This window comes from Sphingomonas sp. LC-1, assembly GCF_025371035.1.
Lineage (GTDB): Bacteria > Pseudomonadota > Alphaproteobacteria > Sphingomonadales > Sphingomonadaceae > Sphingomonas > Sphingomonas sanguinis_E.
The window spans coordinates 67820-92849 of sequence record NZ_JANZXB010000003.1; the positions used below are offsets into that span (position 1 = coordinate 67820).

Annotated in this window: 19 protein-coding genes and 1 pseudogene; 14 read left to right on the forward strand and 6 right to left on the reverse strand. The window is 66.2% G+C overall.

Annotated features, from left to right (window positions below):
- Together pcaD and pcaF are read left to right on the forward strand one after the other, a co-directional pair.
- Positions 1 to 1182, forward strand: a complete 1182-nt coding sequence (gene pcaD, locus NZL82_RS05270; RefSeq protein WP_261268729.1) for a 3-oxoadipate enol-lactonase — start codon at positions 1 to 3, stop codon at positions 1180 to 1182.
- Positions 1182 to 2384, forward strand: coding sequence for a 3-oxoadipyl-CoA thiolase (gene pcaF, locus NZL82_RS05275; RefSeq protein ID WP_261268730.1), 1203 nt, complete (start codon positions 1182 to 1184; stop codon positions 2382 to 2384). Before pcaD ends, pcaF begins: the two co-directional genes overlap by 1 nt.
- Before the next feature lie 103 nt (positions 2385 to 2487).
- Here the strand turns inward: pcaF and NZL82_RS05280 are convergent, their stop codons facing one another.
- From NZL82_RS05280 to NZL82_RS05295, 4 genes are all read right to left on the reverse strand, one after another.
- Positions 2488 to 4224 carry a tannase/feruloyl esterase family alpha/beta hydrolase gene (locus tag NZL82_RS05280; RefSeq protein WP_261268731.1) on the reverse strand — a complete coding sequence of 579 codons (1737 nt, stop codon included), beginning with the start codon at positions 4222 to 4224 and terminating at the stop codon, positions 2488 to 2490.
- 35 nt (positions 4225 to 4259) lie between these two features.
- Entirely contained in the window at positions 4260 to 4799 is a 540-nt protein-coding gene (locus tag NZL82_RS05285; protein WP_261268732.1) for a DUF3237 family protein, read from the reverse strand.
- Positions 4800 to 4886: 87 nt separating this feature from the next.
- A complete protein-coding gene (locus tag NZL82_RS05290) occupies positions 4887 to 5885 on the reverse strand; it encodes an alpha/beta hydrolase (RefSeq protein WP_261268733.1) in 999 nt (332 codons plus the stop codon).
- Between the two features lie 21 nt (positions 5886 to 5906).
- Positions 5907 to 6965 (reverse strand): alpha/beta hydrolase, encoded by a 1059-nt coding sequence (locus NZL82_RS05295; RefSeq protein WP_261268734.1) that lies wholly within the window; start codon positions 6963 to 6965, stop codon positions 5907 to 5909.
- Between the two features lie 348 nt (positions 6966 to 7313).
- On the opposite strand from NZL82_RS05295, the gene NZL82_RS05300 reads away from it, so the two are divergent.
- The 7 genes from NZL82_RS05300 to NZL82_RS05330 all read left to right on the forward strand — a co-directional run bounded on the left by NZL82_RS05300 (position 7314) and on the right by NZL82_RS05330 (position 17235).
- Complete coding sequence (locus NZL82_RS05300) at positions 7314 to 9701, forward strand: TonB-dependent receptor (RefSeq protein ID WP_261268735.1); 2388 nt, start codon at positions 7314 to 7316, stop codon at positions 9699 to 9701.
- Positions 9702 to 9717: 16 nt separating this feature from the next.
- Complete coding sequence (locus NZL82_RS05305) at positions 9718 to 10794, forward strand: aromatic ring-hydroxylating dioxygenase subunit alpha (protein ID WP_261268736.1); 1077 nt, start codon at positions 9718 to 9720, stop codon at positions 10792 to 10794.
- A gap of 79 nt (positions 10795 to 10873) precedes the next feature.
- Positions 10874 to 12136, forward strand: coding sequence for an MFS transporter (locus NZL82_RS05310; RefSeq protein ID WP_261268737.1), 1263 nt, complete (start codon positions 10874 to 10876; stop codon positions 12134 to 12136).
- Positions 12137 to 12188: 52 nt separating this feature from the next.
- A complete protein-coding gene (locus tag NZL82_RS05315; protein WP_261268738.1) occupies positions 12189 to 13613 on the forward strand; it encodes an aldehyde dehydrogenase in 1425 nt (474 codons plus the stop codon).
- Positions 13614 to 13625: 12 nt separating this feature from the next.
- On the forward strand, positions 13626 to 14147 hold the full coding sequence (locus tag NZL82_RS05320) for a DUF3237 domain-containing protein (protein WP_261268739.1): 522 nt from the start codon (positions 13626 to 13628) through the stop codon (positions 14145 to 14147).
- 31 nt (positions 14148 to 14178) lie between these two features.
- Entirely contained in the window at positions 14179 to 15015 is an 837-nt protein-coding gene (locus NZL82_RS05325; RefSeq protein WP_261268740.1) for a p-hydroxycinnamoyl CoA hydratase/lyase, read from the forward strand.
- Positions 15016 to 15135: 120 nt separating this feature from the next.
- Positions 15136 to 17235 carry an acetate--CoA ligase family protein gene (locus NZL82_RS05330; protein WP_261268741.1) on the forward strand — a complete coding sequence of 700 codons (2100 nt, stop codon included), beginning with the start codon at positions 15136 to 15138 and terminating at the stop codon, positions 17233 to 17235.
- Here the strand turns inward: NZL82_RS05330 and NZL82_RS05335 are convergent.
- The gene (locus tag NZL82_RS05335; RefSeq protein ID WP_261268742.1) at positions 17232 to 17684 is read right to left on the reverse strand and encodes a MarR family winged helix-turn-helix transcriptional regulator; all 453 of its coding nucleotides are present in this window, start codon (positions 17682 to 17684) and stop codon (positions 17232 to 17234) included. The two genes, NZL82_RS05330 and NZL82_RS05335, sit on opposite strands and share 4 nt — an antisense overlap.
- 10 nt (positions 17685 to 17694) lie before the next feature.
- On the opposite strand from NZL82_RS05335, the pseudogene NZL82_RS05340 reads away from it, so the two are divergent.
- Positions 17695 to 17907, forward strand: a pseudogene (locus tag NZL82_RS05340) (IS5/IS1182 family transposase); the annotation flags it as partial.
- Positions 17908 to 17944: 37 nt separating this feature from the next.
- Here the strand turns inward: NZL82_RS05340 and NZL82_RS05345 are convergent.
- Positions 17945 to 19102, reverse strand: a complete 1158-nt coding sequence (locus NZL82_RS05345) for a diguanylate cyclase (RefSeq protein WP_261268743.1) — start codon at positions 19100 to 19102, stop codon at positions 17945 to 17947.
- A gap of 732 nt (positions 19103 to 19834) precedes the next feature.
- Between NZL82_RS05345 and NZL82_RS05350 the strand changes: the two genes are divergently transcribed.
- From NZL82_RS05350 to NZL82_RS05365, 4 genes are all read left to right on the forward strand, one after another.
- Positions 19835 to 21208 (forward strand): AarF/ABC1/UbiB kinase family protein, encoded by a 1374-nt coding sequence (locus NZL82_RS05350; RefSeq protein WP_261268744.1) that lies wholly within the window; start codon positions 19835 to 19837, stop codon positions 21206 to 21208.
- Positions 21166 to 21549, forward strand: a complete 384-nt coding sequence (locus tag NZL82_RS05355) for a hypothetical protein (protein ID WP_261268745.1) — start codon at positions 21166 to 21168, stop codon at positions 21547 to 21549. Before NZL82_RS05350 ends, NZL82_RS05355 begins: the two co-directional genes overlap by 43 nt.
- A gap of 150 nt (positions 21550 to 21699) precedes the next feature.
- Positions 21700 to 24057 carry a TonB-dependent receptor gene (locus tag NZL82_RS05360; protein WP_261268746.1) on the forward strand — a complete coding sequence of 786 codons (2358 nt, stop codon included), beginning with the start codon at positions 21700 to 21702 and terminating at the stop codon, positions 24055 to 24057.
- A complete protein-coding gene (locus tag NZL82_RS05365; protein WP_261268747.1) occupies positions 24057 to 24896 on the forward strand; it encodes a tyrosine-protein phosphatase in 840 nt (279 codons plus the stop codon). The genes NZL82_RS05360 and NZL82_RS05365 overlap by 1 nt, the downstream gene beginning before the upstream one ends.
- Positions 24897 to 25030 lie beyond the last annotated feature (134 nt).

Sequence of the window (25030 nt, forward strand, 5' to 3'; positions counted from 1 at the left end):
ATGGCGTTCACCCTATGCGATGGCGTCCGCCTGCACTGGCGGCTGGAGGGCGCGGCGGACCGGCCGGTGCTGGTGCTGCTCAACTCGATCGGGACCGATATCGGCCTGTGGGACCGCACCGTGCCGCTGCTGCTGCCCGGCTTCCGGCTATTGCGGATCGACACGCGCGGGGCGGGGGGATCGGATGCGCCGGAGGGGGACTATAGCCTCGGCATGCTGGCCGCCGATGTTGCTGCAATCATGGCAGACGCAGGCATCGACCGCGCCGCGGTGGCGGGCGTGTCGCTCGGCGGCATGGTCGCGATGCAACTCGCGCTCGACCATCCGTCGCGCGTCGCGGCGCTGGCGTTGATCTGCACCTCGGCGACGATGGACCCGGCCGCCTGGAAGGCGCGGATCGATACCGTACGGCAGCAGGGCACGGCGGCGATCGCCGACATGGCGGTGGGGCGCTTCCTGTCACCGGGGTTCGCGACACAGCATCCCGAGATCGCGGACTCGCTGCGTGACGGCATCGCTCGGCAGTCGGATGCGGGCTATGCCGGGGCGGGCGCGGCGATCCGCGATATGGCGCTGGCCGAGCGGATCGGCGAGATCGCTGTGCCGACGCTGGTGGTGACCGCTATGCTGGACGTGTCCACGCCCTATGCGGGGCATGGCGAGCATCTGCTTGCTGGCATCCCGGACGTGCACCATGTCGGCGTCGACGGCGCGCATCTGCCCCCGATCGAGGCGCCTGCCGCACTGGCGACGGCGCTGCGCCGGTTCCTGACGGGCGATCCGGCAGTGGACGGGGCGGCGGAGACGCTGTTCGAGAATGGGCTGGTGAACCGCCGCCGGGTGCTGGGCGACGCTTGGGTCGAGCGCAGCCTGGCAAATCGCACGCCGCTCACGGCCGATTTCCAGGCGATGATCACCCGCATCGCCTGGGGCGAGATATGGGGCCGACCGGGGCTGGACGACCGCACGCGGCGGCTAATCGTGCTGGCGATCACCTGTGCCCTGGGCCGTTGGGAGGAATTCGCGCTGCACGTCCGTGCGGGGCTTTCGCAAGGTGGCTTCACGCGTGACGAGTTGAAGGAGGTGCTGATGCAGGCCGCCATCTATGCCGGGGTGCCCGCCGCCAATACCGGTTTCGCCGAAGCCCAAAAGATCATCGATATGCTGGAAGAGAGTGCCTGATGACCGACGCCTTTATCTGCGATGCGATTCGCACGCCCATCGGAAAGCTGAATGGCGCGCTGGCGGGCGTTCGTGCCGACGACCTCGCCGCGATCCCGCTGCGCGCGCTGGTCGAGCGCAATCCGTCCGTCGACTGGCAGGCGGTGGACGACGTCCTGCTCGGCTGCGCGAACCAGGCGGGCGAGGACAATCGAAACGTCGCGCGCATGGCGGTGCTGTTGGCGGGCCTGCCCGAGGCGGTGCCGGGGGCCACGGTCAACCGCCTCTGCGGATCGGGGCTGCACGCGGTCGGTAGTGCGGCGCAGGCGATCCGAAGCGGCGATGCCGAGCTGATGATCGCGGGCGGCGTCGAGAGCATGACCCGCGCACCCTATGTCATGGGCAAGGCGGGAAGCGCGTTCGACCGGGGCCAGCAGATCGAGGACACCACGCTAGGCTGGCGCTTCGTCAACCCGGCGATGCGCGCGGCTTACGGCGTCGATACGATGCCGCAGACCGCCGAGAACGTCGCCGATCAATGGCATGTCGCCCGCGAGGATCAGGACCGTTTCGCGCTCGCCAGCCAGAAAAAGGCGGCGGCGGCGATTGCCAGTGGGCGCATGGCGGTCGAGATCGTGCCGGTCACGATCCCGCAGCGGAAGGGCGATCCGATCGTCTTCGCGCAGGACGAGCATCCGCGCGGCACCAGCCTGGAGGCGCTGGCGAAGTTGAAACCCGTGGTGCGCGCCGACGGCACGGTGACGGCGGGCAATGCCTCTGGCCTCAACGACGGCGCGGCGGCGATGCTGGTCGCGTCTGAAGGAGCGGCGGCACGGCATGGACTGACCCCGCGCGCGCGGGTGCTCGGGCTGGCGTCGGCGGGTATTGCGCCTCGGATCATGGGCGTCGGCCCCATCGAGGCGGCGCGCAAACTGACCCGCATCACCGGCATCGGACTCGACCAGCTCGACGTCATCGAGCTCAACGAAGCCTTTGCCGCGCAGGCGATCGCCACGCTGCGCGACCTCGACATCGCCGCGGACGATCCGCGCGTGAACCGCAACGGCGGGGCGATCGCGCTCGGGCATCCGCTCGGCATGTCGGGCGCGCGCGTCGCGATGACCGCAGTCGAGGAACTGCACCGCACCGGCGGTCGCTATGCGATGGCGTTCATGTGCATCGGCGTGGGGCAGGGGATCGCCCTGATGCTGGAACGGATCTGACCGGCATCCGCCGCCCGCTGGAGGCCCCGGCCTTCGCCGGGGCGAATTGTTCACGAGGACGGATCAGACCGGGGCAGGATGACGGCAGGCTGATCCACCCTGGTCATCCCGCCGTCGCCGCGACGCAACGGAACGCCGCCGCTTTCTCCGTATCCGTTGCCCCCGGGATCGGGCGCGCAACCAGCGGATAGGGGCAGAGCGGTCGGGTGCGGCCGGGCCAGGGCGTCATCGGCCCGGCGGCCGCCTCGATCCGGTCGGGGGCGGCACCCTGTTCGACCCAGCGGACCAGCGCGGCGAAGGCGTCGAACTGGTCGGTTGCGGGGCCGCCCTGGCAATGCGCCATGCCGGGCACCGGGAAGACGCGGACGAAGGATGCGGCGCGGCCCCCGTTGCGGCGGTCGACGTCGCTCCACCAGGCGATCGTGTCGTTGATGGAGAACACCGGGTCCGACGCGCCATGGGGCACGAGCATCCGGCCGCCATGCGCACGGAAGCGGCTGAGGTCGCTCGAGCGCGCGGAGATGTCCTCCCACGCCGAACGCGGAAAGCCGGGTGCCGTGGCGAAGATCGCCGCCGGATCGCGATCGAAGTCGTAGCGGAGCTGATAGTCCAAGCCGGCCTGCGGCGTTGGTGCCAGGGCGCGGGGCGGGGTCGAAAAGATCGTCGCCAGCGCGGGCGCGCCCATGCTCGCGTTGATTGCCGGGACGGGCGATGTCGTCAGGCCCAGCTTCCAGATGCGCCAGCCGGTGTCGGCGAGGCCGGCATCCCAGGGGTAACTGGCGTAGAGCGGCTTGCCGCGGCTGTCATGCGGACCGCCGAATGCCTTTGCCAGTGCATCGATCTGGGCGGGGGCGAGACAACTCGCCTGTTTGGCGCCGCTGCACTGCCGGGCGCGTAGGGCACGCAGCACATCGGGCGTGCGGCATTGCGCGAAGTTGCCGACCAGCCCGTCGGCGAGGCCGTCCTTGGCATCGCACGCCGCCAGCACCGCCGCGCGCGCCAGCGACAGGTCGCCGTCCGAAAAGGCCTGCGCCAGCCGCGAAATGGGAATGCTGGTCTCGCCCGGTGTCCGGACCAGGGCGGCATAGGTCTGCGTGTCCCAGGCTTCGGCGATTGCCGCCTTTGGTAGCGCGAAGCCGGGCGCTGCAGCGAGGATGCCGTCGAACGCGTCCGGATAGCGCTGGGCGAAGGCCATGCCCTCCTGCCCGCCCTTCGAACAGCCCGCGAAATAGCTGCGCGCGGGATCGCCGCCATAGTGGCGGCGCAGGATCGCGCGCGCCGCGTCGTAGCTGGCCTTCAGCGAGGCATGGCCATAATCGGCCCGTGCCTGCGCATCGAAGCCGAACGACACGACGCCGCCGCGCGCCGGGTCGGCGTTGGTCGCGTTCGAATGCCCTGAATCCTGGCTGATGACGGCATAGCCCTCCGCCAGGGCGGTCGCGCCGCCGGTTGCCGGGCCGACCGCGTTGCCGACCTCGCCATTGGTCCCGCCGCCACCTTGGTACACGAAGCGGCGGTTCCAGGCGTCGGGAAGGCGCATGCGGAAATGGATGGCATAGCGCTGCCCGTCCTGCCCGGTGCGTTCGTGCATGACGCCGGAGATCTCGCAATGCGCTGGCAGCGGTGCGGTCTTCGCCCCAAACCCCGCGTCGACGACGAGGCCCGCCGCATGGTCTTCTGCGGTCTGAATGTGCAGCGTCGGATCGCTCCACCCACTGGCGCCGAGCAGCGCGGCGCATGCTCTTGGCGCAGGCATGGCCGCGGCGGCCGGCGTCTCGGGCTGGACCCGTCCTGCCAGCGCCATGCCGGTCAGTGCGGTGCCCGCGAGCATCGCGGCCATGGTGATCGCCCCTCGCATCCTGTTCGCTCCCATCGTCATGCCACTCGATAAACGGTGATACGCACCGCCGGGCCGTCCGCCGGATCGGCCGCCCCGACCGTGCCGAGGAAGATCGCCTCGTTCAGCCATTGATGCTTGCCCAGCGGCACTTCGAATACCGGGGTCGTCCGGATATAGCCGCCATGCACAATACCGGTGTTGCGGATATGGATCAGCGTCCCGTCGCGTTCGCGCATCAGGTAGCTCGCCTCCAGCATGGTAACGCCATCGGTACGCACCAATTGCCAGTCCATGCCTTCCGGCAGGATGGTGCCAGACAGGCGGGGGCCGTCGAACCGGCCGCCGGTGATCGGAATGCGGATACGCTTGCCGAGTGGCGTTGCGCCGACCTCCTCGGCCTTGCCCAGCGTCACGATCGCTTCATAGGCGAATTGCAGGCCGATGCTGGTCAGCCGCGCCGGTGCGGCCGCCGCCGCCCCAGGGAGCACAGCCGCCCCCGCCAGCGCGGACGATACGCCCAGCAGCGTGCGCCGCGTGCAACCCTCGTCACCAGAACCGGTCGTCGCATCCGTCATCCCGCATCCCTTCCTATCCCGCGATCGATCGCCGCGAGTCTGCTATGAAACATAGCTAAAACGCTCGGGATGGCAAGGCGGGAAACATCAACCCGCCGGACGCTCCTTTTGCGCGAAGATGCGTTGCAGCCAGCGGTCGAGCATGGGCACCCACGCCCCGACCGGCAGCGCCGCCGGGCCGACGCCGAAACCATGCCCGCCTTCGGCCAGGAAATGCGCCTCGACGGGGCGACCGGCGCGGCGAAGCGCCGCCATCATCATCAGGCTGTTGTCCGGTACGACCGCATCATCGTCCAGCGCGTGGAGCAGAAAGGTCGGCGGCGTGGTTGCCGTCACATGCTCCGCCGGGGATCGCCTGGCCACCGCTGCCGCATCCGCGGCCTTGCCCAGCAGCTTTTCCGCAGACAGGGCATGAGTGAAGGGCGCCGCCGCAGCGATCACCGGGTAGATCAGCGCTGCGGCATCCGGTCGCGCGTCGATCCGGTCCGTCGAGTCGCGCGGCGGATAGACCGTCTGGCCGAAATCGGTCTCCAGCGTCGCCGCCAGATGGCCGCCCGCCGAAAAGCCGAGCACCGCGACCTTGTGCGAATCCAGCCCGTCCCTGATCGCGGCGGCACGAACCATACGCAGCCCGCGCTGCGCATCCTGCAGCGGTACGTCGGCGCGATTTGTCCAGCCTTCCCCAGGAAGGCGGTATACCAGCACATAGACGGTATAGCCGAGCGCGGTCAGCCGCCCCGCTATGTCCAGCCCCTCATTGCCGATCGAAAGAAAGGTATAGGCCCCGCCGGGAATGACCAGCACCGACGCCCCGTTGGGGTGGGTGGGCGTGAAGCGACGCAGACCCGGTTTGTCGATATTGCGCAGGAACGTGGCCGGATCCTTCGGTGGGACCGGCGCGGGGCGGAACCCGCCACCCGGCGGTGCGCCGTCCCACAATGGCAGAAACGGCGCCGCCGTCCATGCCGGTGGCGGGGCAGTGCGCTCAGTCACCATCACCGCAGACGCCTGCGCATTCGCAAGGGACGGCAGCATCGCGAGGGCCAATAGCGGCACGGCGGCATGCCGAAACGAACGAAGGGTCATTACGGGAATCCTGTCGAAAGGTCATGCTACGACGCCATCGCCGCCAAAGGCGCGGCGCAAGGCGGCGATCTTGGCCGCGGTGAAGCGTTTCGCCAGCCCTGTTTCGGGAGCGACCGCGTCGAACCCGTGAAATGCGCCCGGCGTCACGACCAGTTCTGTCGGTACCGCCGCGGCGATCAGGCGGCGGGCATAGTCGACATCCTCGTCGACAAAGAGATCGACCGACCCGACCCCGATGAAGGTCGGCGGCAGACCGGACAGATCGGTGATCCGGGCCGGCACCCCGGCGGCAGGGACGTCGCTAGCACCGGCGGGGTGGCCGAGGAACGACGTCCAGCCGAAGACATTGGCGGGCGCGTCCCAGCCGATCCGGCCAATGAACGGCGGCACCGTCCGCGTGCTGCCGGTCCGGTCGTCAAGCATCGGATAGATCAGCACCTGCGCGCAGAGCGGCACGCTGCGCCGATCGCGCGCCATCAGCGCGAGCAGGGCGGCATGGCCGCCGCCCGCACTCTCCCCCAACAGCGCAATCCGGGCCGGGTCGACGCCAAGGTCCGCGGCATGGGCGTGCAGCCACAGGAGCGCGGCATGATTGTCCGCCACCGACCCGATGTAGGTCGTCTCTGGCGCCAGTCGATAGTCGACGGTCACCACCACGCAGTCGAGTTGCCGCGCGATGTCCTGGCACGGCGCGATCGATCCGCGCGCGGACCCGACGATATAGCCGCCGCCGTGCGTGTGCAGGATAGCCGGGCGGCGCGTGCCGGCGCGGGCGTTTATGACGTAGACGGTGACGGGCGGCTGTCCCGCCGCCCCGGGAATATGTTGCTCGGTATAGGGAATGTCGGTTGCGGGCGGCGGGATCGGGCCGCTGCGCATCGTGCGATAGGCTTGGGTGATCGGCGGCATCGCCGCGATCATCGCTTGAATCTTCTCTGCCGCCGGGCGGAGTTCGGGCGCGACCGCGTCGAGCGCGCCGGGCATCGTCGCCGCCGCCGCGGCGCGTGCGGCCGGGGGCAGCATCGCACCGAGTCCCGCCATCGCCGCCCCCCGCAGCACCTCTCGCCGTAACAGCGTCATCGTCACCCTCTCCGATCGGTGCGCGGTTCGTGACCGGCACCTGTATCCGTCATAATACCGGAAACTGGCTATGTTCAATAGCTATAGCATTGGTCGCGGAGACGTGCCCAATCGATCAATGCCGCGGCTGGCGATCGCGCGCATCACCCGTTGCAACCGTTTGTAAATTTAGTTATGCCTCATTGCAGTTGGAGCATGCCAACAGAGGAGAGGTGCCGTGACGGAATCGTCGCCGGCCTGCGGTGGCCGCGTGCTGCGCGGGGCCGCAGTGCCGCAATGCCGCAATGCCGCGTCGAACGCGTGCCTCTCACTCGCATCGGAACGACAACCGACTCGGGGAGGACTATCATGCGAACACTGACGTTGCTGCTGACGGGAACCGCGCTCATCGCCTTCACCGGTGCTGCCTCCGCCCAGGACACGACACCCGCCTCCGCCCCCCAGTCGCCCGCGACGGCGACCGCCGCCACCGACGCCAGCACGACGGGCGACATCATCGTCACCGGCCAGAAGACATCCGAACGCCTGTCACGCGCGCCGATCGCGATCAGCGTCGTGTCGCAGGATTCGCTGACCCGCCAAGGCGTCGATTCCGCGTCGTCGCTCGCTACGACCGTGCCCAACCTGCAACTCAGCGCCAACGGCTTCGCGGTGCGCGGCATCGGCAGCAACAACAGCTTCAGCGGCTATTCGACCGTCGCGACGCAGATCGACGGCATCTACGAACCCTCGGCGCAGGTCCTGTCGCTGGGCCTCTTCGATATCGGCGCGGTTGAGGTGCTGCGCGGGCCGCAGGGCACCGTCTATGGTCGCAATGCGACCGCCGGCGTCGTCAACATCAATACCGCCGATCCGCGCTCCACCCGCGGCGTCACCGCCGACCTGCAGGTCGGGCGCTTCAACGAAGTCCGCGCCCGCGCCGCCGTCGACCTGCCGGTCAGCGACGCATGGAAGCTGCGCTTCGCTGCCTATCGCCAGGTCGATGATGGCGTCGACCCCCGCTACGGCGCGCAAAACGGCTATGGGAAGACCGATCAGGCGGGCCTGCGCGCCACGTCGCTGCTCGACGTCGGGCCGGTCACTTGGCGCCTGTCGCTGAACTACGGCCAGAACCAGGGGACGATTCCGGCCAGCTACCTGACCAGCATCAACTATTACCCGCAGGGCAATCTCGTCGCCGGTACTTTCGGCCCGCGTCAGGTGATCGCGAAGGATGCGCTCAACGTCGGGCAGGCGCAGGTTCAGGACAACCGCATCGACCTTAATTATTATGCGGCGCGCTCGCGACTGGTATGGCAGGCGGCAGATGGCCTGTCGCTGACCTATCTTGCCGGTTACACCCTGCTGAAGAACAACGGGATCGACGCGGCGACCGGCGTGTTCACCCAGGAATCGATCAACCGCCGCATGGAAAGCTGGTCGCACGAAGTCGACCTCAATTACGATCGCGGCATCCTGAACCTCGTATTGGGCGGCTTCCTGTATCAGGACCGCCAGCCCTCGGGGATACGCCTGCTCCACGCCGGCGACACCGCTCCTGCGCCGTTCAATACCGCCTATAATCTGGTCGGTGCCAAGATCGCCGGCACCGGCACCGGCATTTCGACGATCAGCGGTGTCGACGTCGTCACCAGCTATCGCGGGCAGGGGACGAAGTCGCAGGCGGTATTCGGGCAGGGCACCTTGGAAGTGCTGCCCGGCCTGAAGCTGATCGGCGGTATCCGTTCGACCTGGGAACAGGTCAACGCGCGCAACGTCGAGCTGGTCTGCCCCGGCGACACCATCAACCGCCAGAACATCACGTCGACCACCTGTCCCGGCATCCCCTTCGTCTACGCCCTGTCGAACGACGCCGCACGGCCCGAGTCGAAGTTCGACAACATCAGCTGGAAGGTCGGCGCGAACTATGAAGTGAGCCCGACCACGCTGGTCTATGCGACGGTGAGCACGGGCTTTCGCGGCGGCGGGCTGGAGGCGAGCGGCAATGCGCCCCAATACCGCCAATATCGCCCGGAAACCGTCACCAATTACGAAGCGGGCATCCGCACCACGCTGATGGACGGCAAGCTCTATCTCAGCGCCACCGGCTTCCACATGGACTATAAGGACCTGCAGGTGTCGAGCGTCGTGCTCAACCCGCTGACCAATCAGGTGTCGGCGGTGACGACGAACGCGGCAACGGCGCGCCTGCGCGGCATCGAGCTGGAGGCGAGCCTGCGTCCGACGCCGAATGACCGGATCAGCGGCTATGTCTCGTATCTCGACGCGCGGATCAGGTCCTTTCCGTCGGCGCCGGACAATCTCAATTCGGCCAGCGGCAATTATAATGGCTTTGCGCCACTCTTCGGCTTCCAGCCGCTGCCGTCCAACCTGACGCTGGACGCTTCGGGCAATCGCCTGGCGAACGCCCCCGAATGGAGCGGTCGCTTCAGCTACGCCCATACCTTCGACCTCGGCCGCAAGGGGCGGGTGATCCCCAGCGTCGATTTCTACGCCCAGTCGCACACCTATAGCGACATCCAGAATTACGCGCAGAGCCGGCGCGACGCCTATACCAAGACCGACCTCAATCTGCGGTTCGAGGATGCCGACTCGCGCTATTCGATCACCGCCTTCGTCAACAATGTCGAGGACAGTCGCGTCCCCAACACGCTGGTGACGGTGTGGAGCTCGACCACCGCCAATTACGATCCGCCGCGCACCTATGGCGTCCGGCTCGGCATGTCCCTACGCTGACCATCAGGAGAGAAGGATGAACGCCATCGATAGCGTGACCGCCGCGCCGCGGGCCACCTGGCCGCTCGACGCCTGGTATGTTGCCGCCAGCACCGAAGAGGTGGGAAGCAAGCCGCTCGCCCGGCAGATTACGGGGCTGCACATGGTGTTCTTCCGTACCGGCGGCGGCGTCGTCACCGCGCTGGAGGATTTCTGTCCACATCGCGGCGCGCCGTTGTCGCTCGGCTTCGTGCGCGGCGAGACGTTGGTGTGCGGTTATCATGGGCTGGCGCTCGACTGTCGGGGGCGCTCCGACTCGATGCCCGGGCAGCAGGTCGGCAAATTCCCCTCGGCACGCCACTTTCCGGTGATCGAGCGCTACGGCTTCGTCTGGGTGTGGCCGGGCGATCCGGCACAGGCGAGCGCGGACAAGCTGCACCCATTGCCCTGGGCGGAGAGTCCCGACTGGGCCTATGGCGGCGGGCTGTTCCATATCGCGTGCGATTATCGGCTGATGATCGACAATCTGATGGACCTGACACACGAAACCTATGTCCATGCCAGCAGCATCGGGCAGAAGGAGATCGACGAAGCGCCGGTCAAAACCGAGGCGACCGGCGACGAGGTCGTCACGAGTCGTCACATGGAGAATGTGGTCGCGCCGCCCTTCTGGCGCATGGGGCTGCGCGGCGCGGGCCTGCCCGAGGATGCGCTGGTCGACCGCTGGCAGGTCTGTCGCTTCACGCTGCCGAGCCACGTCATGATCGAGGTCGGCGTCGCGCTGGCGGGGGAAGGCGGCTATCACGCCGATCCGGCGAAGAAGGCGTCGAGCATCGTCGTCGACTTCATCACGCCGGAAACCGAGACGTCGCACTGGTATTTCTGGGGCATGGCCCGTCAGTTCGCGGTCGACGACGCCGCGCTGACCGACACGATCCGCGACGGGCAGCGCAAGATCTTCTCCGAGGATCTCGAGATGCTCGAACGGCAGCAGCGCAATCTGTCGCAATATCCCGATCGTAAGTTGCTGAAGCTCAACATCGATGCCGGCGGCGTGCGGTCGCGGCTGATGATCGATCGCGCGATCGCGCGGGAGCAGGCTGCGGCGAAATAAGCCTCGTTACCAGCATGACATGACCAGAAAGGCAGAAGCGCCGATGCAGGACCCGCGAGCGATTATCGACCGTGCCGACATGTCGCGGTTTCAATGGGGAATCGTCGCGACGATGGTCGGGCTGAATGCGCTCGACGGGTTCGACGTCCTGTCGATCAGCTTCGCCTCGCCCGGCATCGCCGCGGACTGGGGCATTGATCGCGCGGCCCTCGGCATCGTGTTGTCGATGGAGCTGGTCGGCATGGCGATCGGCTCGCTGCTGCTGGGCGGGGTCGCCGACCGGATCGGGCGTCGCACGACGATCCTCGGCTGTCTGGGCGTCATGGCCGCGGGCATGCTGGGTGCGGCGAGTGCTGGCGGGATCATGGTGCTGTCGCTGTGGCGGGTGCTGACCGGGCTCGGCATCGGCGGTATGCTGGCCGCGACCAATGCAGCGGTGGCGGAGGCGGCCAATGCCCGGCATCGCTCGCTCGCCGTGGTTCTGATGGCGGCGGGCTATCCCATCGGCACGATCGTCGGCGGATCGGCCTCGGCGCTGTTGCTCGGCTGGTATGACTGGCGCGCGGTCTTCCTGTTCGGGGCGGTATGCAGCGTGCTGTTCGTGCCGCTGGTGCTGTGGCGTGCGCCGGAATCGGTCGCGTTCCTGCTGCATCGCCGGCCGCCCGATGCGCTGGCGCGGGTCAATGCGACGCTGGCGCGGATGGGCCACCCCCCGGTCGATGCGCTACCCCCGGCCGAACCCCGGACGGCAAAGGTGCCGGTCATGGCCCTGTTCGCGCCCGACCTCAGGCGGACCACGCTGTTGCTGACGCTCGCCTATCTCGCGCATATCATGACCTTCTACTTCATCCTGAAATGGATCCCCAAGATCGTTGCGGAAATGGGCTTCCCCGCCCCGCAGGCGGCGGGCGTGCTGGTGTGGGCAAGTATCGGCGGCGCGACCGGATCGCTGATCCTGGGGTTGCTGACCGGCAAGGTCCGGCTGCTCGGGCTGACTATCGCGGCGATGCTGTTGTCGACGGCGCTGGTGATCGTGTTCGGCCGCACGCAGAGCGATCTTGCGACCTTGTCCCTCGTGGCAGCAGCGGCCGGTTTTGCGACCAATGCGGGTGTCGTCGGCCTTTACGCCCTGATCGCGCGCAGCTTTCCGACGGGGGTACGCGCTTCGGCGACCGGCTTCGTCATCGGGGTGGGGCGCGGTGGATCGGCGCTCGCCCCGGCGTTGGCGGGGGTACTGTTCGCCGCGGGGCACGGGTTGCAGCTCGTCGCGGTGCTGATGAGCTTCGGCTCGCTGATCGCGGCCGTGGCTTTGATCGTGCTTGGGGATCGAAAGCGCGATTGACCGCGCTGCCATTGCCGATTAAGCTATGTACCATAACAAATGGAGAGGCAGCATGGCTATGACAGGTTCGCCACTGTCCGGCAGGACGTTCACCCGTAACAACCCCGTCACCGGCGCCGTCGCGACGACCGCCCCGGCCTTCGACCCAGTCGATGCCTTCGCCGCGGTCGAATCCGCTGCCGCCGCGTTTCCTGTATGGTCCTCCCTTGGACCCAACGCCCGCCGCGCCGCGCTGACCAAGGCCGCCGATGCGCTGGCGGGCAAGGCCGACCAGTTCGTCGATGCGATGATGGGCGAGATCGGCGCGACCGAGGGTTGGGCGCGCTTCAACCTGATGCTCGCCGTGTCGATGGTCCGCGAAGCCGCCGCGCTGACGACGCAGATCGCGGGTGAGGTCATCCCTTCCGACAAGCCCGGCTGTATCGCCATGGCTGTGCGCGAGCCGGTGGGCGTGATGCTCGGCATCGCGCCGTGGAATGCGCCGATCATCCTCGGCGTCCGCGCGATCGCGGTGCCGCTCGCGTGCGGCAACACGATGGTGCTGAAGGCGAGCGAGCAATGCCCGCGCACCCACAGCCTGATCGCCGAGGCCTTCGCCGAAGCGCTGCCCAAAGGCGCCGTGTCGATCGTCACCAATGCTCCCGAGGATGCCGGCGAAGTCGTCGGCGCGCTGATCGATCATCCCGCGGTTCGCCGCATCAATTTCACGGGATCGACGCATGTCGGCCGCATCATCGCACGACGCGCCGCCGAGCATCTGAAGCCGGTGCTGCTGGAACTGGGCGGCAAAGCGCCGTTGATCGTGCTGGACGATGCCGATCTCGATGAGGCGGTGAAGGCGGCTGCGTTCGGGGCGTTCATGAACCAGGGCCAGATTTGCATGTCGACCGAGCGGATCATCGTCGTCGACAGCGTCGCCGACGCCTTTGTCGAGAAGTTCGTGGCCAAGGTCGGTACGATGCCCGTCGGCGACCCGCGCGAGGGCAAGACGCCGCTCGGCGCGGTGGTCGATCGCAAGACGGTCGATCATGTGATGTCGCTGATCGATGACGCCGTTGCCGCAGGCGCGGTGCAGGCCATCGGCGGCGAGGCGAACGGCGTGCTGATGCCCGCGCATGTCGTCGACCGGGTGACTCCCGACATGAAGCTGTTCCGCGACGAAAGCTTCGGGCCGGTCGTCGGCGTCATCCGCGCCCGTGACGAAACGCACGCGATCGAACTCGCCAACGACACCGAATATGGCCTGTCGGCGTCGGTCTTCACCCGCGATACCGCGCGCGGCCTGCGCGTCGCCAGACAGATCAAATCGGGCATCTGCCACGTCAACGGTCCGACCGTGCATGACGAGGCTCAGATGCCGTTCGGCGGAGTGAAGGCATCGGGCTATGGCCGGTTCGGCGGACGCGCGGGGATCGATGCCTTTACCGAATTGCGCTGGATCACGATCGAGACCGAGCCCGGTCACTATCCGATCTGAGGGGGCGGCACGATGTCGAGCCTGCCCCTGATGCTTGCCGCCATCGCGTCTGTCGCAGCCGGTGACGCCGATGCGCCCGTCGCCCCGCAGCTGACGCCGGTATTTACCCTGCGCGTCGAGATCGCCGCTCCGGTCGAGCAGGGCGAGATCGATGGCGGGCGGCGCCGGTTTATCCCTATCACGGGCGGCACCGTTAGCGGTGCGCGGATCAGCGGCACCGTCCTGCCCGGCGGCGGCGACTGGCAGACCATCTATCCCGGCGGGTTCACGCGGGTGGAGGCACGCTATTTCCTGAAGGCTGCGGACGGCACCGTCATCGGTATCCACAATCCCGGCATCCGGGTCGCCAGCCAGGCGGTGACCGATCGCATCGCGCGGGGCGAGCGCGTCGATCCCGAGGCTTATTACTTCCGTACCGCTCCGGTTTTCGATCCGCCGCCGGGCAAATACCAATGGTTGCGGGAAAAGACCTTCGTCGGCCGCGGCATCCGCATGCCCGACCATGTCCTCATCGAAATCTTCGCCGTCGAATGACATTGGCGACGCACAGAAAGGTTCAGCAGCAATGACCGAAACAAGCAGCAATGGCGTCGTCGCCTATGACGTCGAGGATCGCATCGCCTGGGTGCGGTTCAATCGCCCGGACAAGCGCAATGCCATGAGTCCCACGCTCAATCGCGACATGATGGAGGTGCTCGACGCGCTCGAGTTCCGCGACGACGTCGGCGTGCTGGTGCTGTCGGGCGAGGGCGTTGCCTGGACCGCAGGCATGGACCTGAAGGAGTATTTCCGCGAGACCGAGGCGCAGGGCCTTGCCGGCACGCGCAAGGCGCAGCGCGAGAGCTATGGCTGGTGGCGGCGGCTGCGCTGGTATCAGAAGCCGACGATCGCGATGGTCAACGGCTGGTGCTTCGGCGGCGGCTATGGCCCGCTGTTCGCCTGCGACCTAGCCTTTGCGGCGGAAGAGGCGAAGTTCGGCCTCAGCGAGATCAATTGGGGCATCCTGCCCGGCGGCGGCGCGACCAAGGTGGCGCAGGAACTGATGCCGTTCCGCAAGGCGATGTACCACGCGATGATGGGCGAGAATATTGACGGTCGCACCGCCGCCGAATGGGGTCTGGTCAACGAAGCGCTGCCGCTCGATCGGTTGAAGGATCGGGTGACCGAGGTGGCCAAGGTCCTGCTCGCCAAGAACCCGGTGGCGCTGAAGGCGACGAAGGACGCGATGAAGCGCGTCGGCGTGATGAGCTACGACGATGCCGAGGACTATCTGGTCCGTGCGCAGGAAGCCGCCAATTCCTACGACAATGACGGTCGCAAGGAGGGCATCCGCCAGTTCATCGATGAGAAGAGCTACAAGCCGGGGCTCGGCGCCTATGACAAGGACCGCGCGAAGGCCTGACGCCACAAACCCCCTCCTCTTCGGGGGAGGGGAAGGGGGTGGGGGAGTCTCATGGAGACTGTCGCCCGCGTCCGCACCCCGACCCCTCCCCCTGGCGGGGAGGGGCGTAGGAGGAACTCGATGCCCGATCTTTCCCGCCTGCTCACCCCCCGTTCGGTTGCGATCGTCGGCGCTTCGCCGACGCCCGGCGCGCTTGGCAATGCCGTGGTGCGCAACCTGGACCGCCACGGCTATGCCGGGGCCATCCACCTCATCAATCCCAAGCGCGACACGATCGACGGGCGGCCGTGCCTGAAGACCATTGCCGACTTGCCCGAGGGCGTCGATGCGGCGGTACTCGCCATCCCCGGACCGGCGGTGCTGGAAGCGGTGCAGGCGCTCGCAGCGCGTGGCGTGGGTGCGGCGATCATCTTTTCCGCCGGGTTCGCGGAAGGGGGCGAGGAGGGGCTGGCCGCGCAGGCGGAGGTTGCGCGCATCGCCGCTGAGCATGGCATGATCGTCGAGGGGCCGAACTGCCTCGGGATGGTGAACCACGCCGCCTGCGTGCCGTTGACCTTCGTCGAGACGCCGGTGATCGACCTGACCGGCAAGCCCGCGGTCGGCATCGTCAGCCAGTCTGGGGCGATGGCGGTGGTGCTGGCGACGACGCTGGACGCCAAGGGGCTGGGCATCACCTTGTCGGTCTCGACCGGCAACGAGGCGGCGTCGGGCGTCGAGGACTATGTCGAGCATCTGATCGACGATCCCGCAACGCCCGTCATCGCCATGATCGTCGAGCAGTTCCGCCAGCCCGCCCGTTTCCTGGTGCTGGCCGAGCGAGCGGCGGCCATGGGCAAGCGGATCGTGCTGCTCCACCCCGGCACGTCCAACGCCGCGCGGGAGAGCGCTGCGACCCACACCGGCGCGATGGCCGGCGACTGGCAGGTGATGCGCACCAAGGTCGAGCGCGCCGGCGTGGTGCTGGTCGACAGTCTGGAGGCGCTAGGCGACGTCGTCGAAATGGCGGTGCGGGCGCAGCCGGTGCGGGCGGGTGGCACCGCCGTGCTGACCGAAAGCGGCGCGTTCAAGGCGCTGGTGCTCGATCTCGCCGAACGCATCGGGCTCGACCTGCCCGCGATCGACGGCGCGGCGGCGGCTGCCATGCGCGCGGCGATCCCTGATTTCATCCCGGTGTCCAACCCGATGGACCTGACGGCGCAGGCGCTGGTCGACCCCGATCTGTATCGCCGCACGATGGTTCCGTTGCTGGAGGACGAACGCTACGCCGCGCTGGTCCTGGGGATCATCCAGACCGATCGGGCGACCGCCGCGCGCAAATTCCCGGCGATCATCGATGCGGTCGTGGCGTTGAAGCCGCAGAAGCCGGTGATCTTCGCGGGCATCGACGATGGGGCGGACGTGCCCGCCGAGTATATCGCGGGGCTGCGTGCGCTCGGCGTGCCCTATTTCCCGACCGCGGACCGGGCGTTCCGTGCGCTACGGCATCTGACGCGGGCGGCGGCGCGCGACGGCACGCGGGCCGAGGTGGCGCCGATCGCGCTCGACCTGCCAGGCGGTGTCATTCCCGAATATCGCGCCAAGCAGGCGCTGGCGCCGATCGGCATCCCGTTCCCGGCGGGCGGCTTCGCCGCAACCGTCGCCGAGGCACAGGCGATCGCTGATCGTATCGGCTATCCCGTCGCACTCAAGGCGCAGGCCGCAGCGCTCAGCCACAAGAGCGATGCCGGCGGCGTCTTGCTCAACATCGGCGATTCCGAGGCGCTGGCTGAGGCATGGCAGCGGCTCCACGCCAATGTCGCCGCCTATGACCAGGGCATCCGGCTGGACGGCGCACAGGTCGAGGCAATGGGCCGCCGCGGCATCGAAGTGATCGTCGGCGCGCGTAACGATCCCGACTGGGGGCCGGTGATCCTGATCGGCTTCGGGGGCGTGACCGCGGAACTGTTCCACGACGTCCGCCTGCTTCCCGTCGACCTGACCCGCGAGGCGATCGTCGCCGAATGGCGGGCACTGCAGCAGGGGGCGCTGTTCGATGGCTATCGCGGCAGTCCCGCGCTGGACGTCGAGGCGCTGGCCGATCTGGTCGCGACGTTGGGGCGCGTAATGACCGGGACGCCCGCGATCCGTGAGATCGACCTCAACCCCGTCATCGTCCATTCGCGGGGGCAGGGGGTGGTCGCGCTCGACGCGCTGATCCTGACCGATACGCTATACGATTAGTCGGTCGTCGCCCCCAACTGCTCGATCCGCTCCAGCAGGTCGAGCAGCAGCGCCCTTTCCACCTTGGTGAAACCGGCGAGCAGCCGGTCCTCATGGGCGTCGATCCGACGGATACAGTCGGCAAGCATGGCCGATCCCGCCGGCGACAGTGCCAGCGTGAAGGCGCGGCGGTCGGCGGGATCGGTTTCGCGCAGGATCAGGCCGCTTTCGATCAGCTCGTTGATCAGCGGCACCATATTGGCGCGCTTGATGCCGAGCAGGCGGCCGACCGTCCCCTGGTTGATCCCCGGATTGTCCGAGACGACCGCCATAATGCCAAGTGGGATCTGGCGGATGCCTGTGCCGTCCAGCGCGTTGGCGAAATCGGTGGCAAAGACGGCGGAAGCGCGGCGCAGGCGATATCCGACCAGCCGGCCGAGTGTTCGGGTCTGGGAAACGGGTTCGATCATGTCCGATGCAAAGCCATGTTCCCCGCGCCGCGTCAAATCCAGGGTCAGGTCCCGCAACGAGCCGATTCGGTACGACAAACGCCGCTATCGGCGTCGCAGCCGCATCGAGATCATGTTCGGCCGCCTCCAAGATTGGCGCTGGGTCGTCACCCGATACGACCGCTGTTCCACGGCCTTCTTCTCCGCCATCGCCCTCGCTGCCACTGTCATCTTCTGGCTATGATCAATGAGGCCTGAGCCTAAGGCTCAGGTGGGCCGATTCAAGCTGCTACGCTCAGCCTGTCCCGGCCGTCCTGCTTGGATTTGTAGAGTGCCGCATCAGCCAAGCCGATCAACTCGTCCATACTGTGCCTACCTGCTTCAGAGACCGCTATGCCAATCGATACTGTCACTCGCCCGCTCCCCCCGGCTGCAGGGTGCCCAATACAGGCTTCGCGAATGTGTCGACGTATTGCGTCACCCAGGGTCATGGCCTGCTCATGGTCCCAACCCATCAACAGAATCAAAAATTCTTCGCCGCCAAAGCGAAAGGCGAAGTCATGTTGCCTCTCGCATGCTCTGATCGCTTCCAGGGCCGAAACTATTGCCCGTCCGACCGCCTTGATGCAGCGGTCTCCAGCCAAATGACCCTGCGTGTCATTGAATAATTTGAAATGGTCTATGTCGACCATCAATGCAGCAATTTGCCCCTCGAGTTGCTTTGATTCGAATTGGTCTCGTACTTGAGCGAGGTGATGGCGATTTGAAAGGCTAGTTAACAAGTCAGTTCGAGCGGTCCATTCAATATGCTTCAAAAGCATGGTGCTCTTCAGCCTTTCAAGGAATCCCTGTCGTTCCAATCGCTCTTGGATGTAAGATCCCATCAGAAGTAAGGACGATCCTGCCAGGTAAAACTGACATACAAAGCTGTATGAGATCGAGTCCATTGCCGTAAGATATTTAACGCAGTATAAATGAAGCGCGACTATAATTAATAGGCCCGCTAAGGCCATTCGAAATCGCACTCTTTGAACGAGTGTGTAGTAGGTAATGGTTACCATGCTTCCAAACTGGTAAAGCAAAGTATATTTAGAAGCGCTGAATAAAATCGTTGTGGTTGGCAGTGCGACTGCGAGACATGTGCCAGCCACGGCCATCGCATCGATTTGAAATGTACTGGATGTACGGGAAACGGCCCAAAGGATAAGAAGGCAAGCAGGCGTAAATATTAGAAGCCTTACTATCACAAGCCAATGGAACACATCAGGTAGTATCGTAAAATCCGCCAACAAAAATGCATTAAACATGACCATGCCGGCAGCCAATGAGACGGGTCCGACTCGTTTGCGATGGTCAACGCCCTCCGCATCAAACTGTGCCTCGAGGGCCGGCGAGAACCTCAGGCGATTCAGTTTTTGAATCTCTTTGTCGATCGCCAACGTATCGGAAAGGCTAGACAAAATAATTATCCAACAGTCTTTGACATGCAAATTTAAAAATTTCCGCTACGCTAACTAATAATCATTAAAAATGTGTTGTTTATTAATTCTGTACCTGAGCATGGCGATGAAGTGCGTTCATCCCACTAGAAAAATGCAACAATCAAAGCTGCGTGCGGCATTCTGGTGCTATCGGAGGCGTGAAGCATTTGCTGTCACCGTGCGAGTTTTGGTGCCCATGATTGGGCTGCGCGCCGATCTGATGAATTGCCATTCGTGGCACGCCGGATTGGGTCATTGGCGGTCTTGGGCACTTGGTCATTTGACGCGGTCGCAGCGAATGATCGCATTTGGGAGATTGTACTGAGGAAGTCGGGGTGCGGGCCGGAAGCGCGACAGGCGCTGTTCGGATGCACTCGATCCTCGGATATCTAACCCCTGAGTAAGCGGAGCAGCGCATGACCGGGCCTCGACATGGACCGCCACGCCGTCCGAGACGAAGTCGATCGGGGCCTTGCAAAAAACAGCAAGCTCTGGAACGCCCCCTGGGGCACCGTGGCGGCGATCGGCAGCATGACGCGCATGAGATCCCCGAACGATCGCAGAGGAGCAGGATGTCGGTTTCCATGGTGGCCGACAATATGGATATGCGATCCCGACGACGTGACGACATGTCCGACGGTCGGCGTCGGACCAACGGAACCAAGACGTGCGCCCGCCGCTATCCCGCGCATGACCGATGACGACAGCAATCGCACCAAAGCCACCCATCGCGCCGTCCCCAGCGGACGCATCGCGCGGGCAGGGGCCTTTGGCCGCCTGGCAAGCGGGGTGGCGGGCGGGATGCTGGCCGAGGGCGCGCGCAGGCTGGCGAGCGGCGAGCGGCCGAAGTTGGGCGACCTGATCCTCACCCCCGGCAATGCCGCGCGGGTCGCCGACCGGCTCTCGCACCTGCGCGGCGCGGCGATGAAGCTGGGGCAGATGATCTCGATGGACGCGGGCGACCTGTTGCCGCCCGAACTTCAGACCATCCTCGCGCGGCTTCGCGACCAGGCCTATCGGATGCCGCCCGCACAGCTCGACAAGGTGCTGAAGGCGCAGTGGGGTGCCGACTGGCGACGCCGCTTCCGCCATTTCGAGGCTGCCCCCATGGCCGCCGCCTCGATCGGGCAGGTCCACCGCGCGACCCTGCCCGATGGCCGGGTGCTGGCGATCAAGGTCCAGTATCCGGGGGTGCGCGACAGCATCGGGTCGGATGTCGACAATGTCGCGACACTGCTGCGCGTGTCGAACCTGATTCCGCCCTCGATCGACCTCAAGCCGCTGCTCGAAGAGGCCAAGCGGCAATTGGCCGAGGAGGCCGATTATCTGCGCGAGGCCGAGCGGATGCGTGCCTATGGCGAGCAACTGGCGGGCGATCCGCGCTATGTCGTGCCAAAGCCGGAGCCGTCGCTGACCACGCCGCTGGTACTGGCGATGGATTATATCCCCGGCCAGTCGATCGATACGCTGGTCGAGGTCCCCCAGGAAACCCGCGACACCGCGATGACCGCGCTGATCCAATTGGTCCTGCGCGAACTGTTCGACTTCGGCATGATGCAGACCGATCCGAACTTCGCCAATTATCGTTGGCAGGCGGAAACCGGCTGCCTCGTGCTGCTCGACTTCGGCGCGGCGCGTGACGTGCCGCCTGAAACCGTCGCCTCCTATCGCCGGTTGATCGAGGCAGGCCTCGCGCATGACCGCGACCAGATTCGCGAGATTGCGGTGGAGACGGGCTTTCTGGGCGAGGCGGCGGTCGCGGCACATCGCCCGGCGGTCGACCGGATCATTGCGGCGATCGACGATACGATGGCAAGGCCTGGCCCGTTCGACTTCGGCGACCGCGCCTTCGTGCCCGTGGTGCGTGAGGAAACCCGCGCGATGATTGCCGACCGCGATACGTGGCACGTGCCGCATGTCGAGACGCTGTTCGTCCAGCGCAAGATCAGCGGCACCGCTTTGCTCTGCGCGCGATTGAAGGCGCGGGTCGATGTGCGCGGATTGGCGGCGGCGGCGATCGTATGGACTCCAGCGAAACGGGCAGCCCCTTTGCCTTGCCCCTGACCCTGACCCTGACGCGCCAGTCGCTGACCGCCAGCTTCGTCGATGCGGGCGTATCGCTGGAGCGAAGCGGCCGGTCGAACGCGCCGCTGTGCCCCTTCGGCACGCTGGGGCTTCGCTATCAGCTTCAGGGCACGGGGACGCGCGCGACGGGCGGCTATGGCGGCGTCGCGCCCGACCTGCTCGCCCTGGGTGTCGCGCGCGCCCCGCTGGTCGGGACCGCGACGGCGGGCGTCTCCTATCGCTTCGCCAACGGGCTGGACCTCTATGCCTCGGGCAGCGCGCTGATCGGCAGCGGGGATCGACAGGGCACGGCCATGGCGGGCCTGCGCCTCAGTTTCTGAGGATCAGAGGGCCGGGACGGTGATCCGCCTCGGCCCTATGATGAACAAGAATTCATCATCCTATATTCCCGATCCCGCCCAAACGTCATCAAAGCGCAATGAACCGGCCCCAAGGGCTCGCCGCATAATCCTTTGGGGGGAATCCAGATCATGACTTCGTTCAACCCGCGTTTTGCGGGGCGGTTCTTTGCGTCCAGTGCGCTTGCTCTTCTGATCGCCACGCCTGCTCTTGCAGCCGAGCCCGAACCGGCCAAGACGACCGCGCCCGACGACCAGAAGACCACCGCCGATGGCGCGTTGAACGAGGTCATCGTTACCGCCGAGAAGCGCCCGCAGAGCCTGCAGAAGACACCGATCGCCATCTCGGTCCTGTCGGCGGAGGATCTCCAGAACCGCCATGTCCAGTCGCTGGTCGACCTGCAGGACGGCGCGATCCCGTCGCTCCGTGTCGCGCCCTTCTATTCGCGCAACTCCGCGCTGATCATGAACATCCGCGGTATCGGCGTGCTGGCCGACAGCAACCAGCCCGCGCGCGACCAGGGCGTCGGCGTCTATATCGATGGCGTGTATCTGGGCCGCGCCCAGGGCCTGGGCACCGCGCTCTACGATATCGAGAGCATCGAAGTGCTCAAAGGTCCGCAGGGCACTTTGTTCGGCCGCAATACCGAGGGCGGCGCGGTCAGCATCGTGACCAAGAAGCCCACCGGCGAATCTGGCCTGACCGCGACTGCGGGCATCGGCAATTTCGGCAACCGCAAGGCCGAGGCGCATCTTAACCTGCCCGAATGGCATAATTTCAGTGTGAAGCTGGACGGCATCGTCACCAAGCGCAACGGGTTGGTCGACAATCCGCTGCCCGGCCAGGCGGACTTCAACGGTTTCGACCGGCACGGTGCGCATGTCGAGGTTTTGTGGAAGCCGGAAGGTGGCGTCAGCGCCAACTATGCCTTCGACACCTCCTATGACGCTTCGACCCCGCTTTATCTCCAGACGATCACGGCCGGCACGCTGACCCGCGCGCCCGCTCTGCCGCTCCAGCCCGACCGGGTGCGCACCGCCAGCATCGGCGTGCCGCAGCAGGAAAGCATCGGCAAGACGCATGGCCATCGCCTGACGCTCGGCCTCGACCTGGCGCCGGGCCTCCAGCTCAAGTCGATCACCGCCTATCGCGAACTCGACCAGAGCCAGTATGACAATGGCGGCCAGAACAGCACCACCTATAAGCCGAACGGCAGCTTCAGCCGCTACAGCCTGGCGGGCTTCGCGCAGGACCAGTTCAGCCAGGAAATCCAGCTGATCGGCGACAGCCCTCGCCTGAAATATGTCGCGGGTGCGATGGCCTATCGCGAGCATACCACCGACAATGCCCAGGCGTTCAACACGATGACGTGGAACGCCGACGGCACCGCCGCGACTGTCGCCACCTACAACATCGCCACCGTCCCCTTCGACCGCGCCAGCCGGATCACGACGCGCAGCATCGGCGCCTTCGGCCAGGCGACCTGGACCCCGGCGATCCTGTCAGACCGGCTGCACGTCACGGGCGGCGCGCGCTACACCCGCGACATGAAGCATGGCGCGCTGTTCATCGTGAACGGCAAGACGCCCAATGTCGACGGCGTGGTGGCCCCGCGCAAGCTGGATGCGGCGTGGTCGCGCGTCGATCCGCTGGTGACGCTCGCCTATGACGTGACCGACGCCGTGCACGTCTATGGCAAATGGTCGGAGGGGTATAAGTCGGGCGGCGCCAATTCGCGCTCGCTGCGTTACGCCCCGTTCAATCCGGAAACGCTGTCGATGTTCGAAGTGGGCGCCAAGAGCGAGTTTCTCGACCGCCGCGTCCGCCTGAACCTGGCCGCCTATACCGGCGCGTACAAGGCGATTCAGATCGACTTCCAGGCGAACTATCTCCAGGTCGATGCGCAGGGCAATCTGCTCCAGACCAACCGCACCACCATCGAGACGACCAATGCACCCGGCACCGGCCGCGCCAAGGGTGTCGAGGCGGAGCTGACCGTCGCGCCGATGGCAGGCCTGACGCTCAGCGCCAGCTATTCCTATAACGACGTGACGATCCCGGCGACGGTGAATCCGTTTCCGCAAGGGGCGAGCGGCGTGATCGTGACCACGCCGATCAAAATCTATCCGGTCTACACGCCCGCGCACGCCGCGAGCGGGTCGATCGATTACGATCGGCCGATGGGCGACTATAGCCTGGTCGCGCATCTCGATGGCAATTACGACAGCGGCTTCTATGCCAGCTACAACGACCCCGCGCCGGGGGTGAGCCAGCCCAAGGGCGACCCGGGCTTTGTCGTCAACGGCCGGGTCGGCGTGACCGACATCGCGCTGAACGATACGGGCGCACGGCTCAGCGTCTCGGCCTGGGCGCGCAACCTGCTGAACGAGCAGCATATGTTCTACAAGGGGCTGAGCACCCTGACCGGCGTGTCGGGCTTCTTCAACGAACCGCGCACCTATGGCCTCGAAGCCACGGTGAAGTTCTGATGCGTGCAGCCATCGCGATCGCGGTGCTGTTGGCAGTACCGGCAGGGGTGGGGGCTTTGGCCTCCACCCCCGTGGCGGCCCCCGCGCACAGCCGCGTCCTGCCGCTACAGGGCGGGCGCAACTTCCGCGATCTGGGCGGCTATCGCACCGCCGATGGCCGGACGGTGAAATGGGGGCTGCTCTATCGCTCGGGCGAGATGCATGATCTGACGCGAGCGGATTACGCCTATCTGCAAAAGCTGGGCATCCGCACCGTCTGCGACTTTCGCGACACGCGCGAGCGGGCGGGCGAGCCGACGCTCTGGCCCGCCGGTCGGAAGCCGAAGGTGCTGAGCGACGATTACACGCTCGACGTCAGCGCCATGAAGCTGCCCGGCGATCCTGCCACCTGGACGCATGAGCAGGTCGTGACGGCAATGACCGCGACCTATCCGCAGCTGCTCGACCAGTTCAACGGCCAGTACCGCCGTATGTTCGCCGAACTGCTGGCGGGCGACGTGCCGCTGGCCTTTCACTGTACGGCGGGCAAGGACCGCACCGGCGTCGCGGCCGCGCTGTTGCTGACCGCGCTGGGCGTGCCGAGGGCGACGATCATAGACGACTATCTGCTGTCCAACCAGCATATGGCGCCTAGCCCTGCGCACCCGACCGGCTTCTGGGCCCGGCTCTCGCCCGAAGCCGCACGCACCTTCGCCGGGGTCGACCGCCGCTATATCGACGCGGTGTTCGCGGTGACCGACCGCCATCCGGGCGGGACGATGGGGTTTCTCAAGGACGAAATGGGCCTGGGGCCAAGCCAGATCGCCAAGCTGCGTGCGCTATACCTGACCAAGGGGTGACCGTCATTCCTCCCCTCACAGGGGAGGAATTAGCGTTCTTGCCTAAACGACGATCCTCCAAAACCAGAGCCTCTACATAAATCGATTGTGACGTCCGCGTCATCGACCCGTCATCACAATCACATCGTAGCGTA